Below are 13,273 nucleotides of genomic sequence, written 5' to 3' on the forward strand. Positions count from 1 at the left end.
CTGCAAGTACTTCTTAATCTCGCTGTAAGGTATCCTATACTTCCCACCCTCAGTTCTCACCACCCTTATCTTCCCCTCCCTGATCCACCTTAACAAGGTTGAGTATGAAATGCTGAGCAGTTGGCAAGCCTCCTTAGGTCTCAGTAGTCTCTCCACAAAATTAGTTGATAATAAATGAATATAAAAAGATTTCTATCAACGTGAAAAAGGATTCAGCCCAGCTGTGGACAGGGACACGGCCTTGTCTTCGACATCGCCCTGATCTACACCTCGGTGCTCTCCCAGGTCCCAGAAGGGGAGTTCAAATGACTTCCTCCCTGTCGCTCGGACAGTGCAGGTTATGCTAGAAGATCGCTTTTTCCCCAATCCTTGATTATTTTATTCCGTACATCTTGCACTCTGGCGTATGTTGGTATTACTCACATAGATATGAACCTTGTCCTTAAAAACCAAGTGGTATAATAAATATTCAGTGCTTTGAGACTTCAGATGACTAGAAAGGCCATTACAATGACCAATGAACATGATGACCTTTGTATTCAAGGTTCAAATTCTGAACTTACTGTTAGTTTTAATTATTCAGAAGTTCCAAACCCTTTTCTGACATGTTCTGTTCAATTGGAGTGGACATCTTTTCCCCTTTTATCTTGAATGTGGTTTTAGGCACAACCCGCCATGCCCCTGACAGTCAGGTGGGATTTCGAGATAGGAGACGGAAAACTTCGTTGGAAGAAGTGATTGGCCTACCTATTGACCTCGCGCGGTGTGACCTATGTTAAGCAGGACGTTCATGAGATTTTGGATCGCAAGGAATTTCCTCAGAGTCACTAACGTCATGTTCACAGTTTACTTCATGTGGGAAATCGTAGTTAAGTATGATTCCGTCTTTTTAGCCAGCTTGGTTCCAGCGTTCTCACTCCTCGGATATGTGGTTATAGCCGTTCCGTTCGGGTACTATCTAGATCGACTAAACAGATCTAAACTGATATTTCTTACATCAATCCTATCATTTTTTGTATATTCAATACTAATGATGAGCGATGCCCTTTACGTTGTATACGGAGTAGCGCTAATTTCTTTTATGTTATTTATGACAATGGGGGATGCATTTTATGCAAGTATTAAGGAGTTAGTGGTATCAGAGGATCTGTCTAAGGCTATGTCCATGGGAAGCATAGGGAGAGCAATCAGTGATCTGGTAGGTATTCTGGCTGGAGGAGTAACGGCATATATAAGTCCTGCCTCATTCCCTCCCTTAGTTCTCTTACTTTCAGTAATTCCTGTAGTGTTTTCCTTCCCCTCTAAGATGGAAGAAAACTCGGGTTCTGGTTACTCCTACACTCACGCTCTAAAGGTAATAAAGCTCTTAATTCCCCTTTTGATCCTTGCTATGACGATCAACGGAACGTTTGTTGTACTTGATGTTTATGCCTCTGGTCTATTCCATTTAATACTCAAAGCCTCGGCACTATATTATACCCTCTTTCTCCTCTCTTTTTCTCTGGGTGCGATCGTGGGTGGAGTAGTGGGAGGTTTGGTGGCAAAGAAGATCGCTCGTCCGCTATTTCTCTCGTTGATTTCACTAGGGTTTGGTCTTTCGTTCGTGGCCATAGCCCTCGATAGATCTCCGTCCCTGGAGTCCATTATATCTTTCTTGTTGGGCATTAGCGTATCGTTGATTAATATCCCCCTGGATACCCTACTCACTAGGATCGTTCCTAATCAAGTTATGGGTAGAGTCAATTCTATCATGCAGCTCTTTTTCACGGGTTCCTCTCCAGTCATGGCCTTCGTTTATGGTTACCTTACCAATTTCTTCAGCCTTGTAGATGTCATCATGGGTGTAGGGATATTTGGAATCATGATGTCTCTTCCCAGCTACTTCGTAATAAAAAACTTCATGAAGATCAAGGACGAAGATGTAAAGCGGATTATGGAGAAGTAACATTCTCTCAGACCTTAAGGCAGGATGAGCTCTGAGGGGTCTCCCAGAGGTCCTCAACTGGTGTCCCTACCATGAACAGGAACATGATAAAATAAACGACAGCAGTTATGGGACTTTAACGTAACTTAAAGATTTTCATCAACCTGGGCGGTCAGCCTAAAGGGCGCTCGAGAACCTGAGGAACACCTCCACGCTCCTCAGGTTCAGCTCCCCTACCAGCTCCCTGACGACGTTATTGATGGTGAAGATCGTGAGGTAGCCCTTAAGCTTCTCCCCCCTCCAGAACGAGGAGTCCCAGGGCCTTGACGTCCCTTGGAGGTACTCGATCTCCCACCCGACAGGCCTCCTCCCCGGTGAGCGAGAGGTCGGTCGTGTAGAGGTACCTGACGTGTGTCCCGAGTCGTGTTCCTGCGAGCGACTTCACCATGACAACTCAGCCTCCCAGGGTCAGGTCGGCGAAGTAGACTCCAGGGTATCCCACTGGGAGGTCTTCCTCGAGGGTGTCCTGGCCGACCCTGAGTTCGGTTGGACTTGAGCTCAGACACTACGTTGTCCGTCACGGGCTTCTCGGACAGTACTGGGGTCGAAGACGACCCTGGCTACCGGAAGGGCTCCTTGAGCACGTCCAACATCTGGCCAAGTCGATCTTGGTCTTGAACTCGGTGACCCTCACAAATCCAACATCTTCCTCACGGCGTAGGGGAAACCGTGAACGTCCTGCCCGTGGAGAGGTCCACTATGGCGACCGTGAGGAGCTTGGCCCTCTCGAACCTCCCGTGGGTGTGGCAGTAGGTCCAGTAGTTCCCGGGGGCTCACGTCTACCCGGAGCGTCGTGGTCCACGGTGTCGTCCACGATGACGATCTGACCCTTCACCAGTCTGACAGGACCTCCAGCCCCTCCACGCGTCGTCCAGTTCTCCCAACGCCCCATCAATTCACGTTCCAACCCGAACGTCTCGGCCGCGTTCCTCACGCTGGCCCTCCCGCCCGTAAGATCATGAGGACGATAGACAACAAGAACTTCCTGCTCCTCCCGTTCCTCCTGACTACATCCAACCTGTTGATCTCCCTGACCAGCCTCATATCAGCTTCCCTGATCGACCTCTCCTCGTTCCGCATCTTTTCAGCCGGAAGGCACTGAAAAATGAAAACTTCTCGCTAATACCGACTTTCTCGTATTACCTCCCTAAGATTCCCATCACTGCTGAATTATAGTCGCGGGTACGAATTACACTCATATGCCAAGGAGAGGTCAGCACAATTCATAGTTTGTTGCAGACCAGAGCCGGTCTCCCCTTGTTCTCAGCTTCAAACCTCAACACGGACCCCCCTAACTCCTCACCTTCCCTTCTCGAAGTGGTCACGAAGACTTCCCTAAGGTCAATCCCACCGAAGGTCAGTGAAGTTACGATTTTGACAGGTAACCGAATCACCTGAACAGGCTTCTCGGCAAAGGGTTCCCAGACACTTATCACTCCTCCACCGTAGTGTGCAACCCACATTAGTCCGGTAGAGTCTAGAGTCATACCATCGGGAACTCCTGGGAGATAGGACGTTTTCACCGCAACCCCCTGAGGCTCCAGACGTTCCCCATTCCATTTGAAGGCGAAGATGCTCTTCTTGGGGCTGTCGACCAGGAAGAACGTATCCCCCAGCCAGTCGAGCCCGTTGGATATTATGAGACCATCGTGAAGCAAGGAGAACCTCCCTTCCCTGAACCTGTACATAGACCCTATCTCCCTGGTCTCCCTCAAGTCCATGGTACCCACCCAAAAGTCTCCCCAGGGGGAACACTTACCATCGTTAAACCTCACCTCCTCCGACGTATCAAGGGCGGATAGGGGGGAGAACCTTCCGTTCTTCCAGACGTATAAATCGTGATAGGCGGAGACCACCAGTCCTCCGTCCTCTCTTAATCCCAGGGCAGAGATCATCTTAGGGGAGGGATAAGTCACGTGGCTGGAACCTTTGACCGTGTGTAGTTCTCCCTTTAATATATCTACCCAATATAGGGTGTTGTCCCTCCAATCCCACAGGGGACCTTCCCCTAAGATCGCGTCAGACTTTAGGAATACCTCAACTTTCATACTTGATCTTCGTCGTCCGAGAATATAACTGACGTTCACTCCCAGTCAGTCTTCCTTACAGCAGTTATTAGATTTCGCCTCGACTTCAAGGCTACGCAACGAGAAATCCCATAACTGCTGTTTGTAGAAAGACAAGTGAGTTTCTACTTGATAGTGAACGGGAGCGTCGAGGTACAGGTCACGGGGGTCGGTTACCTTTGGGCGCTGAGGAGATAGCCATCAGGAGGGTCACTCAGTTACATGAGGTCCTAGAGGAAGCCCAAAGGATGAGACGAGAAGTTTACGGAATGGTACGCTTCTTTATAGCCCTATTGGATTCAGTGGTCGTCTCATTGGGATTGTTCATTCTCCTGTTGTTAATGGGGCCTTCCGCAACAGTTCTGGACTACCTCTTTTCCTTGTCGTCAAAGATCACCTGGAGCGCGAACCTATAACCCCCTTGATCATCCTTGACGCTTCCATCATGTTGTCACTTATGGGGTTCCCCTCTAGGTAACTATAGTCTGCCTTGGGTTAGGAGAGAATTTCATAACCGTGGTTGTAGTAGATCCACCTCTTGCCCCTTTAGGTCTTACATCCTCAACCAGTTGTACACCTGTAAACCGAGAGGTCGCACTTCCTTCAACGGGAAATCCCCTCATTTGTCAGGGGCGGTGGTCCCTCTAAAGTCTGAGGAAACATAAAGTAATGTTAAAACTGCATATACTTAAACCTATCTGAATTGGTTTTCAGTTATTATTTAGAAAATGATGAGGTGCATCCGACAACTCTTCGCGTTATCTCTGAACGATGTTCTAAAACTAAATCTTATTTTTGATAACTTTCTATTACCATTAACGGAATTGTTTTTAAAGTATTTATAGAGAAGGCACTTGAGAAAGAATGATAAAAAGAATATTCGCGGGATTGCTGTTGATAATTCCCGTGATATTAGTGGTTTCTTCCTTGGGGGCCACTAACAGCTCCATTCAACAGTTAAATCAGAGTATTTTAGCATTAGAGAATCACACGTCTGACTATCCTGCTGCTGCCGTACCCTCTTGGTTAGATACTGGAAGTAACGCGTGGATGCTCACGGCTGCCACCTTCGTGGGACTACAGAGCGTCCCTGGAGTTGCATTATACTACGCAGGTCTGTCCAAGAAGAAGTATTCTATAAACAGTGCTATGATGGTGTTCTACGCCTTTGCAGCGGTCTTGATAATCTGGATGATAGCTGGTTACAACTTCGGCTTTGGGAAACCCCTCTTTGAGATTAACGGTTACGGAATTTTAGGGTCTCCAACTCCAGCGTGGCAGGGAATTTACGAAGCATCTCAGACCGTCTACGGTCCTGGAAATACTCCACTGAACATTCCCACGTCCACCTACATATTTTTCCAGTTCGTCTTTGCAGCTATAACTCCAGTCCTCTTGGCAGGTGGAGTGCTGGAGAGGATGAACTTCAAGGCCTGGATGGTATTCGTTCCCCTCTGGTCCCTCTTAGTCTACTCCCCAGTGGCCTACTGGTTATTTGCTGGAGGCTGGCTCAACCAATTGGGAGCTGTGGACTTCTCTGGAGGATACGTTATACACGTCGATGCTGGTGTAGGTGCGTTGGCCGCTGCCCTGGCAGTGGGACCAAGGATGGCCTCGGAGAGGAAGTTGGAAGCTCATAGTTTACCCTTAATCCTCGCTGGAGCAGGTTTAATCTGGTTAGGGTGGGACGGCTTCAATGGAGGAGATCCAGGTGGTTCCACCATAGATGCGGCCATAGCGGTCCTCAACACCAATATAGCCACTGCCATGAGTGCGATAACTTGGATGCTCATGGACATGAAGTTCTTCGGCAAGCCCTCCCTAGTGGGAGCTACCTCTGGAGCTATAACTGGACTAGTAGCCATCACTCCAGCTGCAGGGTACGTCAACGGATTCTACTCCATCCTGATAGGTATAGCTACTGGTTCCATACCTTGGCTAGCCCTGTACAAGTTGGAACCCAAACTGAGAGTCGACGATAGCCTAGGCGTGTTCTCCACCCACGGTATAGCTGGGATAGTGGGAGGAATACTGACAGGCGTGTTCGCTGACCCCAACGTAACTAAGTACGTGGATCCCGTATTGGTTGGTGCTCTCTACGGAAACGTGGCACAGATAGGAATACAGGCGTTAGGTGCTCTAGTGGTCTTCGTCTACGACTTCGCGGTGACTTACGGACTGTTGAAGGCAATAGGCCTCTTCATACCGCTCAGGGCCCCACCGGAAGTCTTGGCGCAGGGAGATTACGCGATTCACGGTGAGGTGGCTTACGCTGAAGCCATGGCAGGTGGAGAAAGTAAGGTAACCCCAGCCAAGGAGGAAAGTAAAGAGGAAGAGAAGGAGTGAAGTGATTTTTTAATTAACTAATTTTGTTAGTCCTTTGAGAAAATTTTGCTAAAGATGTTGTAAGCCTCTTGAGAGAAGAGGCACACTAAGAGTTCCATGTCGATGTCCCTCATTTCCTTTACAACCTCAGTCATGACCTCAGCGCACGTCTCGTACGGATATCCGTAAATTCCCGTTGAGATGGCAGGTATGGCCAACCTCCTCACTCTCAACTCCGTTGCTTTCTCTATTGATCTCCTCACGGCGGACTTGAGTTTGTCCCCCCATTCCGTATCTGGGTCCCACGGTGTGAATAATATACTTCACCTTGAGCCTCCCAGCCTTAGTCACAGTGACCTCCCCAGCAGGTACAGGGCCAAATCTTCTCACGTATTCTCTGCTCTCCTCTTGGATCTCCCACCCACCCTTTCTCACTATGACTTCAGCCACTCCTCCCCCGTGTTCCAGGATGGAATTGGCCGCGTTCACTATGGCGTCTGCCTCGGCCTCAGTTATGTCTCCCTTGATGAGGGATACCCTCATCTTTCCGACCTTGTATTCCATGAGCCATGAAAGGTACTGAATCCTTTTTCACGTTGATAGAAATCTTTTTATATTCATTTATTATCAACTAATTTTGTGGAAAGACTACTGAGGCCAGGGAGGCTTGCCAACTGCTCAGCATTTCATACTCAACACTCCTACGGTGGATCAGGGAGGGAAAGATAAGGGTGGTGACAACTGAGGGTGGGAAGTATAGGATACCTTATGGCGAGATTAAGAAATATTTGGAAAGGAAAGAAGAAACAAGAGCAGTAATTTACGCAAGGGTTTACCCATCTTATCTTATACTTCTACTATTTGCCCAGTCCACGGGACGAAGATCATTTACCAACCCGATGGGGGCGATGCCCCAAGGGTTGGTGTTTGTGAGAGGGGGAAAGAGAGGTGGCATAGGGACGTAGTTGCCCTCTATAATTTGAGGAAAAGGGCTGGAGATGTGAGCCCCGTGCCCTTAGGCTCAAAGGAGTCCCATGACCCACCTACCGTAAGTAGGTGGTTGAGGGCTAAGTCCCTACACTCGATCGTGATTGAAGACAAAATGAAATGAAAGTGTAGGGACAAACGGATTTAACCATTAGTGATGTTTGAGGGACCCTCAGTCCTAAGATTAGTAAATGATTTCGGAGTTTGCGATAGTTATTAGATTCAGCTCGACCGCGGGAGGTTGGGCTAAGTCCCAAACTCCTACAGGATATTTTTCAAGGCAATTAATGGAGTTGCTGAGGACTTGGATCATTCTTATATACTATTATTTCATAGTATATGTCTGTGAAGCTACAGGTCAAAGGTAACCACATGTACGTGACCATGTGGGACAAGCAGTCCAGGAGGCCTAGGAGGTTCTATTTAGGGAGACGGGAGGAAATGAAGAGGTGGGAGGAGCTGTTCAAGTTAGCTAGGGAGTATAGGGTGGGAAAAGATGAGGTAAGGGACTACGTGGATTATTTCCTTGATAAGGAAACGAACCTGACCAAGGTCGAATATGTTATGCTCTCCCTGAGCTTAGGTGTAGATCTTTGGAAGTGGAGCGAAAGTTCAAGAACGCGTTCAGGACAGCAGTTAGGGAGATAAGGAGATTTTATCCCGAGCTTGCCTTGATAGGGAGGTTCGCGAGGAACTTTTACGCCAATCCCGAAACAACACTGGACATCGACTTCATCGTGAACTTGGATGACGTTGAGAAGTTGGCGGAGTTCATTGAATTCGTCTCAGGTAGATATGAAATCTTTCCAAAGGACGTAGGGCATTGGCAGTACAGGCTGGTGATTAAGGGCATGAGGATAGACGTTGTCAAACCTCCCTCCTTTAAGTTCGATGAGGAAGTTGTGCATAGGAGGAGAACGGTCAGGATAGAGGGAGTGGGGGAAGTCCCCATCCTATCCCCTGAGGACCTGGCGGTCCTTTACGTGGTAGCCTCCATCAAGAGAGGTATTAAGGATCTCATTAAGGCCAAGGACGTGGTAGTCTACTCATTGGGGAGGGAGGACTTCAATGAAAAATACTTCTTGAAGAAATGCGAGGAGAACGGCGTGAAGCCCATCTGCCTAGTCCTACTTCAGGACTAGGAGTACAGGAAACGGCTCTTCCATCCAACCCTAGTGGGCAGGGCTAGCCTAAGCTAAGACTCTTCAATACTTAAAATTGAAACTAATTAGAACCATAAAGAATCTTTCGAACTCACGGCCTTATCTGTTAAAAAGGTATTATTTCAAGTTTAATAGCTAAACCCTCTTTCCTCCAGCTTCTCTCTCAACCTCATCAGTGCGACTTCCCTCTTCCCCCTATAGAGGTAGACATCGTGAAGCTTACATTCCTTAACATTATAGATAGCTTCCTCAAGGAGAGCTAACCTCTCTAGTCCCAAAGCTTCCAGAATCTTCATTGACTTAATGTTAAGTCGATCGACGAACGCCGAGACGTAGGTCACTCCTGAATTGGAGAGGAGGACGTAGAGCATAACGTAGGTTAGACCCATACCTCTGAATTTTCGTCTCACCCAATAGGCTAACCTTCCCTCATGGGTTTGAACCTTGAAGGGGAAAAATGGAGCCACGAAGAGGCTAGCACCTCCCACTAGTTCATTGTTAATGAACGTAAGGTACCATAGACGTTGAGACGAATTCGAATCCTTCAGTATCTTACCTATTTCTTGGACATCCCTCACTTCCCCTAGGTAGTTCACTAAAACGAAGGAATCTTCGTCGTCTAAAAGTTCCCTCAAGGTAGCGTGAACCGTAGGGGCGTCCTGCTCCGTAGGTTCCCTCACCTCATAAGTTAATCCCGTTAATCTGTTCACGAAATGCATGGGAATAACTTCGTCCCTCCATAAAAAACATGAGCACAGCAGTTATTAGATTTTGCCTTGACTTCAAGGCTACACCTAACGAGAAATCCCATAACTGCTGATGAGCAACAGTTTGTTCAGACACTTTGTAAATTTCAGCTCCTTGATACAGAATTTTATGAAGGAATCTCGCACTACCTGAAGGGGGCGAAAACTTCGCCGTAGTCAGCAGTTTCCGATAAACCGTGAAGTTTTTATACTTTGTATGTGAGTTTAATTACAAGGCTGAAACCTAAGGAAGTGTGCCAACGCTTAGGAATATCATATCGCACACTACAGAGCTATGTTAAGAAAGGATACATAAAACCAGTAATATTACAAAGCGGGAAGTGGAGGTTCAGAGAAGAGGACGTAGAAAAGTTAATAGGTATTGTTAGGAAGAGGAAAGTGATACTTTACGCAAGAGTATCATCAAATACACAAAAAGACGATTTAGTAAACCAAGTGAAGTACCTAGAGGAGAACGTTAAAGAATACGACCAAGTGATAACAGACGTGGGATCTTCATTGAACATGAAGAGAAAAGGATTCCTCAAGTTGTTAAGGATGATACTAAACAACGAAGTATCAAAAGTAGTTGTAGCCTACCCAGACAGACTAGTAAGGTTCGGCTTCGAGATAATTGAAGAAGTGTGCAAATCACACAACTGTGAGATAGTGGTGCTAAACAAGGAGGGCAAAACCCCAGAACAAGAACTGATAGAAGACTTAATCCCTACTAGTCTCCTTTAGCGGAAAACTCTACGGAATGAGAAGTCATAAATACGAAAAGGTGAAGAAATGTGTCGAAGAAATTAAGGCTTAAATCGTTTCAGCCAGAGGAGGAATACGTCTACCTAACTTACTCCTTGAAGAATGATAAGAAGGAGGAGAGCAAGATATTACTAGAGAACTATAAACACCTACTACAGAAAGCTTTAGACTGGTTATGGGAGAGGACTAAGATAGAGAAAAAAGAAACGAAGAAAGGTAAGAAAGTCAAAATAACCTTGCCTAAGAAAAAGGAAGTGTACAAGGTATTGAGAGACGAGCTTGAGAAGATTAACGTTTTAGCTTCCCACTACGTGGACAAAGCAATAAATGACGCTTACTCAGTGTTGAGGAGTTGGAAGAGGAGGGCCGAGAAGGGGCAAGCATCATTGAGGAAACCAACACTGAGGAAGGTTTACGTTAGGATAAAGTCTACTCTGAGGAAGGTTGATGGCGAAGACGTTAGGATTACAGTAAGACCTTATGAATATTTGACCTTCTCTTGGTCTCACACTTGGTTCTCTAGAAGGGTTGAAGGACTTGAATTGGGTGAGCCCATAATTAAGGAGGATAAGGTGTATTTGCCATTTCGTTACAGATTACCTTGGTTTACTCCCCTAGATTTCCTAGCAATTGATAGCAACTTGTACACATTAGACGCTTATGATGGTGATAAGTTTGTTACATTTTCCTTGAAGGAGTTGTATAGTCTAAAATTCGGCATGGAGTTGAAGAGGGGTAGAATACAGTCTTTTACTTCAAAGCACGGTAGGAAGGGGAAGGAGTTGTTAAGGAAATATTCCCATAGAGAGAGGAACCGTGTGTCGGATTATATCCACAAGTTCGTGAATAAGTTGCTGGAGATGTATCCTCTCACTATGTTTGCTGTTGAAAAGTTGAATAAGCAGTCCTTGTTCCGAGACGCTGATGACAAGCTGTCTAAGAAGATTTCAAGGACTGTATGGAGGACAATTCACCGTGTGCTTAAGTACAAGGCTCCCTTATACGGTTCTTTCGTTAAGGAGGTGAACCCACACCTTACATCTAAGTCCTGCCCCAGATGTGGATGGGTTTCCCGAAAGGTCGGCAGGACTTTCAGGTGTGAGAGGTGTGGGTTCACTCTGGATAGGCAACTCAACGCATCCCTCAACATATACCTCAAGATGTGCGGGTTTCCCCACCTCTTTCTCACTCCCACTGGGAGTAGGTGGGTTTAGGTTACCCCGCTAAGGGGGCGGAGGAGGATGAGTGGGGCAATGCCCCGTGACTCTCGTGAAGCCCAAGGGCTGAGGATTGGATACAAATTCATGAAAATTCAATGAAGCCCAAACCCCATTCGCTGTGAGATGGATAAACACCCTAGTTCGAATGTCATTTTCCTAAGGGTACTCCGACAACAGTCGCAGAGTAGAGCGGGATCACCGAGATGTCTCGGTTGAAGCGAGGTTTCGTGAGGCTATGCCTTCGTCCCATCATACATGGTCACGTCCGCGCCAGGGTTCGACCGGTAGTGCTAAAGCTCCCCCTCTCTATGCAGAGCGGTGCCTCGGGGCAGGCGACTACACTTTTCCTCGAAGGACAAATGGGATTCCCGGTTGAAGGAAGTTCTCTACTCTGGAAGCCTGTAGCCGATCATTCCTGGAGAGCCCGGGGAATTGATCATATAAATTCTATAATATAATTATTCATGATATAAACTATTTACCGAGATATACCTAATGGAATACTAAAGCAAGTTTTATAAGGTATAAATAAGATTAAACAATAATGACAGATAAACCCTACAAACTGGCCAAAGTAGTCGGTCCCATAGTCATCATGGCTTCGGCAGTGAGTCAGGAGTACGGTGCCGGAATAAACGCAGTGGCCACACAGAGTATAGGCTCATATCCATCTATCGGAAACTTGGTCCCCCTAATTATGTTTGTGACGGGTCTACTACTGCTCCCCAAGGTGTTCATGTACCAGAGGTTTGGGGGAATTGCGAGCAGGAGTGGAGGACAATACGTATGGATATCCAGGACTACGTCCCCTCGGGTAGGCTTCCTTGTACACTTCCTTTACTGGATAGGTATAATTTCAGCTATAGGGTTCATAAGCTATACAGTGGGATCAACACTCGCTTCGACTTTGGTATCCCTAGGTATCACTGCTGGTGCATGGTTTGCGACATTTTACGGGCATCTGACGGTAGGTTTGATCCTGATTTGGACGTTCTTCCTAATACATTACTCTGGAGTTAAATCCTATGGAACCGTTGTAGTGATCTTGTTCGGACTCATATTGTTCGCTGCGGCAACCTCAATGTACGTGGGTTTCAGTACCCCCAATACCGAATACGTAAATGTTCTTTCGTCCCAAATATTTAAGGGACCTATTCCTCACTACACTTTACCGTCAGTCACCTATTCAGCTTTCTTTGGGACTGTCACCCTCTTCGTTTTCGCTTATGCAGGAATAAGTGCTGCACCGATGTTGGGAGGAGAGGCCAAGAATCCCCAAAAGGACATGCCTAGAGGGATAGTCTATGCATGGATCATCGCCATAGTACTCTTCACGCTGGTCGCCCTTGCCATATTTCACACCGTAACGGGGGAGCAAGTCTACGCCCTCATCCAGTCTAAGAAGGCATATTATGCGACGTTACCTGGTATCTTGAGTATAGCAGAACCGCGCTTGCTGGGCGCAATATTTTCCATAATAGTGACCGTCATAATAGCGAAGACCATGTTACCCCAACTCCTAACTTCCAGCAGAACGTTGTTCGCGTGGGGAGAGGACCTGATACTACCTGCCCACTTCACTCACACCAACAAGTTCAAGGCTCCCGACTTCAGCCTTCTCATCTGTGCCATATTTGCTTCGGTGTACTTGGTCTATACATCTGTGGTAGGGGTCTCGGTGGTGGACATAAGGTCACTCTCCGTCCTCTTGGAAATGTTAGCGTTAGGAGCTGGAGTCCTAATGGCTGCTACTAAGGGAGAGAAAAAGGAAGAATGGGAGAAGAAGGTCGGAACGCCCGGCATGATAATAGCTGGCATCACCGGAATATTAGTTACGTTGATTGTCATTCCCTCGGTCGTGGTAGTCCCTCATGTGTCCCTAGTGCTTCAGCCCTCATTTCAAGTTGTCATGACGATTTTAGTGGGACTCGTAATCTATGAGGTCTCGAGGATCTTGAGGAAAAGAAACAATATAGACCTAGACGAGTTCATTAAAAAGAGTTTGCCATTGGAGTAA

General features: G+C 46.9%; 11 protein-coding genes and 7 pseudogenes. 10 read left to right on the forward strand and 8 right to left on the reverse strand.

Going from position 1 to position 13,273, the window contains the following annotated elements:
- A pseudogene (locus tag METMK1DRAFT_RS15825) lies at nucleotides 1-156 on the reverse strand (excisionase family DNA-binding protein); the annotation flags it as partial.
- A 616-nt stretch (nucleotides 157-772) separates the two neighbouring features.
- On the opposite strand from METMK1DRAFT_RS15825, the gene METMK1DRAFT_RS00335 reads away from it, so the two are divergent.
- Nucleotides 773-1,945: an MFS transporter gene (locus METMK1DRAFT_RS00335; protein ID WP_009069404.1), complete on the forward strand. Its 1,173-nt coding sequence runs from the start codon at nucleotides 773-775 to the stop codon at nucleotides 1,943-1,945.
- 262 nt (nucleotides 1,946-2,207) lie between these two features.
- On the opposite strand, the gene METMK1DRAFT_RS18590 is transcribed toward METMK1DRAFT_RS00335, so the two are convergent.
- The 5 genes and pseudogenes from METMK1DRAFT_RS18590 to METMK1DRAFT_RS00340 form a co-directional block, all read right to left on the reverse strand.
- Nucleotides 2,208-2,372, reverse strand: coding sequence for a hypothetical protein (locus METMK1DRAFT_RS18590; RefSeq protein ID WP_245544499.1), 165 nt, complete (start codon nucleotides 2,370-2,372; stop codon nucleotides 2,208-2,210).
- 262 nt (nucleotides 2,373-2,634) lie between these two features.
- Nucleotides 2,635-2,703 (reverse strand): annotated as a pseudogene (locus METMK1DRAFT_RS18595) (hypothetical protein); the annotation flags it as partial.
- Nucleotides 2,682-2,918: a hypothetical protein gene (locus METMK1DRAFT_RS18600; protein WP_082229980.1), complete on the reverse strand. Its 237-nt coding sequence runs from the start codon at nucleotides 2,916-2,918 to the stop codon at nucleotides 2,682-2,684. The pseudogene METMK1DRAFT_RS18595 and the gene METMK1DRAFT_RS18600, both read right to left, overlap by 22 nt.
- Nucleotides 2,915-3,064 (reverse strand): hypothetical protein, encoded by a 150-nt coding sequence (locus METMK1DRAFT_RS18605; protein WP_009069405.1) that lies wholly within the window; start codon nucleotides 3,062-3,064, stop codon nucleotides 2,915-2,917. Before METMK1DRAFT_RS18605 ends, METMK1DRAFT_RS18600 begins: the two co-directional genes overlap by 4 nt.
- Nucleotides 3,065-3,207: 143 nt before the next feature.
- Entirely contained in the window at nucleotides 3,208-4,032 is an 825-nt protein-coding gene (locus tag METMK1DRAFT_RS00340; protein ID WP_009069407.1) for an SMP-30/gluconolactonase/LRE family protein, read from the reverse strand.
- Between the two features lie 197 nt (nucleotides 4,033-4,229).
- On the opposite strand from METMK1DRAFT_RS00340, the gene METMK1DRAFT_RS00345 reads away from it, so the two are divergent.
- On the forward strand, nucleotides 4,230-4,466 hold the full coding sequence (locus tag METMK1DRAFT_RS00345) for a hypothetical protein (protein ID WP_009069409.1): 237 nt from the start codon (nucleotides 4,230-4,232) through the stop codon (nucleotides 4,464-4,466).
- A 448-nt stretch (nucleotides 4,467-4,914) separates the two neighbouring features.
- A complete protein-coding gene (locus METMK1DRAFT_RS00350) occupies nucleotides 4,915-6,396 on the forward strand; it encodes an ammonium transporter (RefSeq protein ID WP_009069411.1) in 1,482 nt (493 codons plus the stop codon).
- A 26-nt stretch (nucleotides 6,397-6,422) separates the two neighbouring features.
- Here METMK1DRAFT_RS00350 and METMK1DRAFT_RS00355 read toward each other — a convergent pair.
- A pseudogene (locus METMK1DRAFT_RS00355) lies at nucleotides 6,423-6,939 on the reverse strand (macro domain-containing protein).
- Nucleotides 6,940-7,014: 75 nt separating this feature from the next.
- Between METMK1DRAFT_RS00355 and METMK1DRAFT_RS15835 the strand changes: the two are divergent.
- The 4 genes and pseudogenes from METMK1DRAFT_RS15835 to METMK1DRAFT_RS00365 form a co-directional block, all read left to right on the forward strand.
- Nucleotides 7,015-7,208: pseudogene (locus METMK1DRAFT_RS15835) on the forward strand (excisionase family DNA-binding protein); the annotation flags it as partial.
- An 11-nt stretch (nucleotides 7,209-7,219) separates the two neighbouring features.
- Nucleotides 7,220-7,486: pseudogene (locus METMK1DRAFT_RS15840) on the forward strand (transposase family protein); the annotation flags it as partial.
- A gap of 215 nt (nucleotides 7,487-7,701) precedes the next feature.
- Entirely contained in the window at nucleotides 7,702-8,010 is a 309-nt protein-coding gene (locus tag METMK1DRAFT_RS00360) for a hypothetical protein (RefSeq protein WP_009069419.1), read from the forward strand.
- The gene (locus METMK1DRAFT_RS00365; RefSeq protein WP_009069422.1) at nucleotides 7,956-8,504 is read left to right on the forward strand and encodes a nucleotidyltransferase family protein; all 549 of its coding nucleotides are present in this window, start codon (nucleotides 7,956-7,958) and stop codon (nucleotides 8,502-8,504) included. The genes METMK1DRAFT_RS00360 and METMK1DRAFT_RS00365 overlap by 55 nt, the downstream gene beginning before the upstream one ends.
- Before the next feature lie 149 nt (nucleotides 8,505-8,653).
- On the opposite strand, the gene METMK1DRAFT_RS00370 is transcribed toward METMK1DRAFT_RS00365, so the two are convergent.
- Nucleotides 8,654-9,205, reverse strand: coding sequence for a GNAT family N-acetyltransferase (locus METMK1DRAFT_RS00370; RefSeq protein ID WP_216586082.1), 552 nt, complete (start codon nucleotides 9,203-9,205; stop codon nucleotides 8,654-8,656).
- A gap of 303 nt (nucleotides 9,206-9,508) precedes the next feature.
- On the opposite strand from METMK1DRAFT_RS00370, the pseudogene METMK1DRAFT_RS00375 reads away from it, so the two are divergent.
- The 3 genes and pseudogenes from METMK1DRAFT_RS00375 (at nucleotide 9,509) to METMK1DRAFT_RS00385 (ending at nucleotide 13,273) form a co-directional block, all read left to right on the forward strand.
- Nucleotides 9,509-10,088: pseudogene (locus METMK1DRAFT_RS00375) on the forward strand (IS607 family transposase).
- Nucleotides 10,066-11,355, forward strand: a pseudogene (locus METMK1DRAFT_RS00380) (RNA-guided endonuclease InsQ/TnpB family protein). The pseudogenes METMK1DRAFT_RS00375 and METMK1DRAFT_RS00380 overlap by 23 nt, the downstream one beginning before the upstream one ends.
- A 445-nt stretch (nucleotides 11,356-11,800) precedes the next feature.
- Entirely contained in the window at nucleotides 11,801-13,273 is a 1,473-nt protein-coding gene (locus METMK1DRAFT_RS00385) for an APC family permease (protein ID WP_009069432.1), read from the forward strand.

This window comes from Metallosphaera yellowstonensis MK1 (assembly GCF_000243315.1).
Taxonomy (GTDB): domain Archaea; phylum Thermoproteota; class Thermoprotei_A; order Sulfolobales; family Sulfolobaceae; genus Metallosphaera; species Metallosphaera yellowstonensis.

What these genes read in the sequence shown, in the direction of transcription:
- METMK1DRAFT_RS00335 (WP_009069404.1), top strand. Translation starts at nt 773, where the DNA reads ATGTTAAGCAGGACGTTCATGAGATTTTGGATCGCAAGGAATTTCCTC.
- METMK1DRAFT_RS18590 (WP_245544499.1), bottom strand. Translation starts at nt 2,372, where the DNA reads ATGGTGAAGTCGCTCGCAGGAACACGACTCGGGACACACGTCAGGTAC.
- METMK1DRAFT_RS18605 (WP_009069405.1), bottom strand. Translation starts at nt 3,064, where the DNA reads ATGCGGAACGAGGAGAGGTCGATCAGGGAAGCTGATATGAGGCTGGTC.
- METMK1DRAFT_RS00340 (WP_009069407.1), bottom strand. Translation starts at nt 4,032, where the DNA reads ATGAAAGTTGAGGTATTCCTAAAGTCTGACGCGATCTTAGGGGAAGGT.
- METMK1DRAFT_RS00350 (WP_009069411.1), top strand. Translation starts at nt 4,915, where the DNA reads ATGATAAAAAGAATATTCGCGGGATTGCTGTTGATAATTCCCGTGATA.
- METMK1DRAFT_RS00360 (WP_009069419.1), top strand. Translation starts at nt 7,702, where the DNA reads ATGTCTGTGAAGCTACAGGTCAAAGGTAACCACATGTACGTGACCATG.
- METMK1DRAFT_RS00385 (WP_009069432.1), top strand. Translation starts at nt 11,801, where the DNA reads ATGACAGATAAACCCTACAAACTGGCCAAAGTAGTCGGTCCCATAGTC.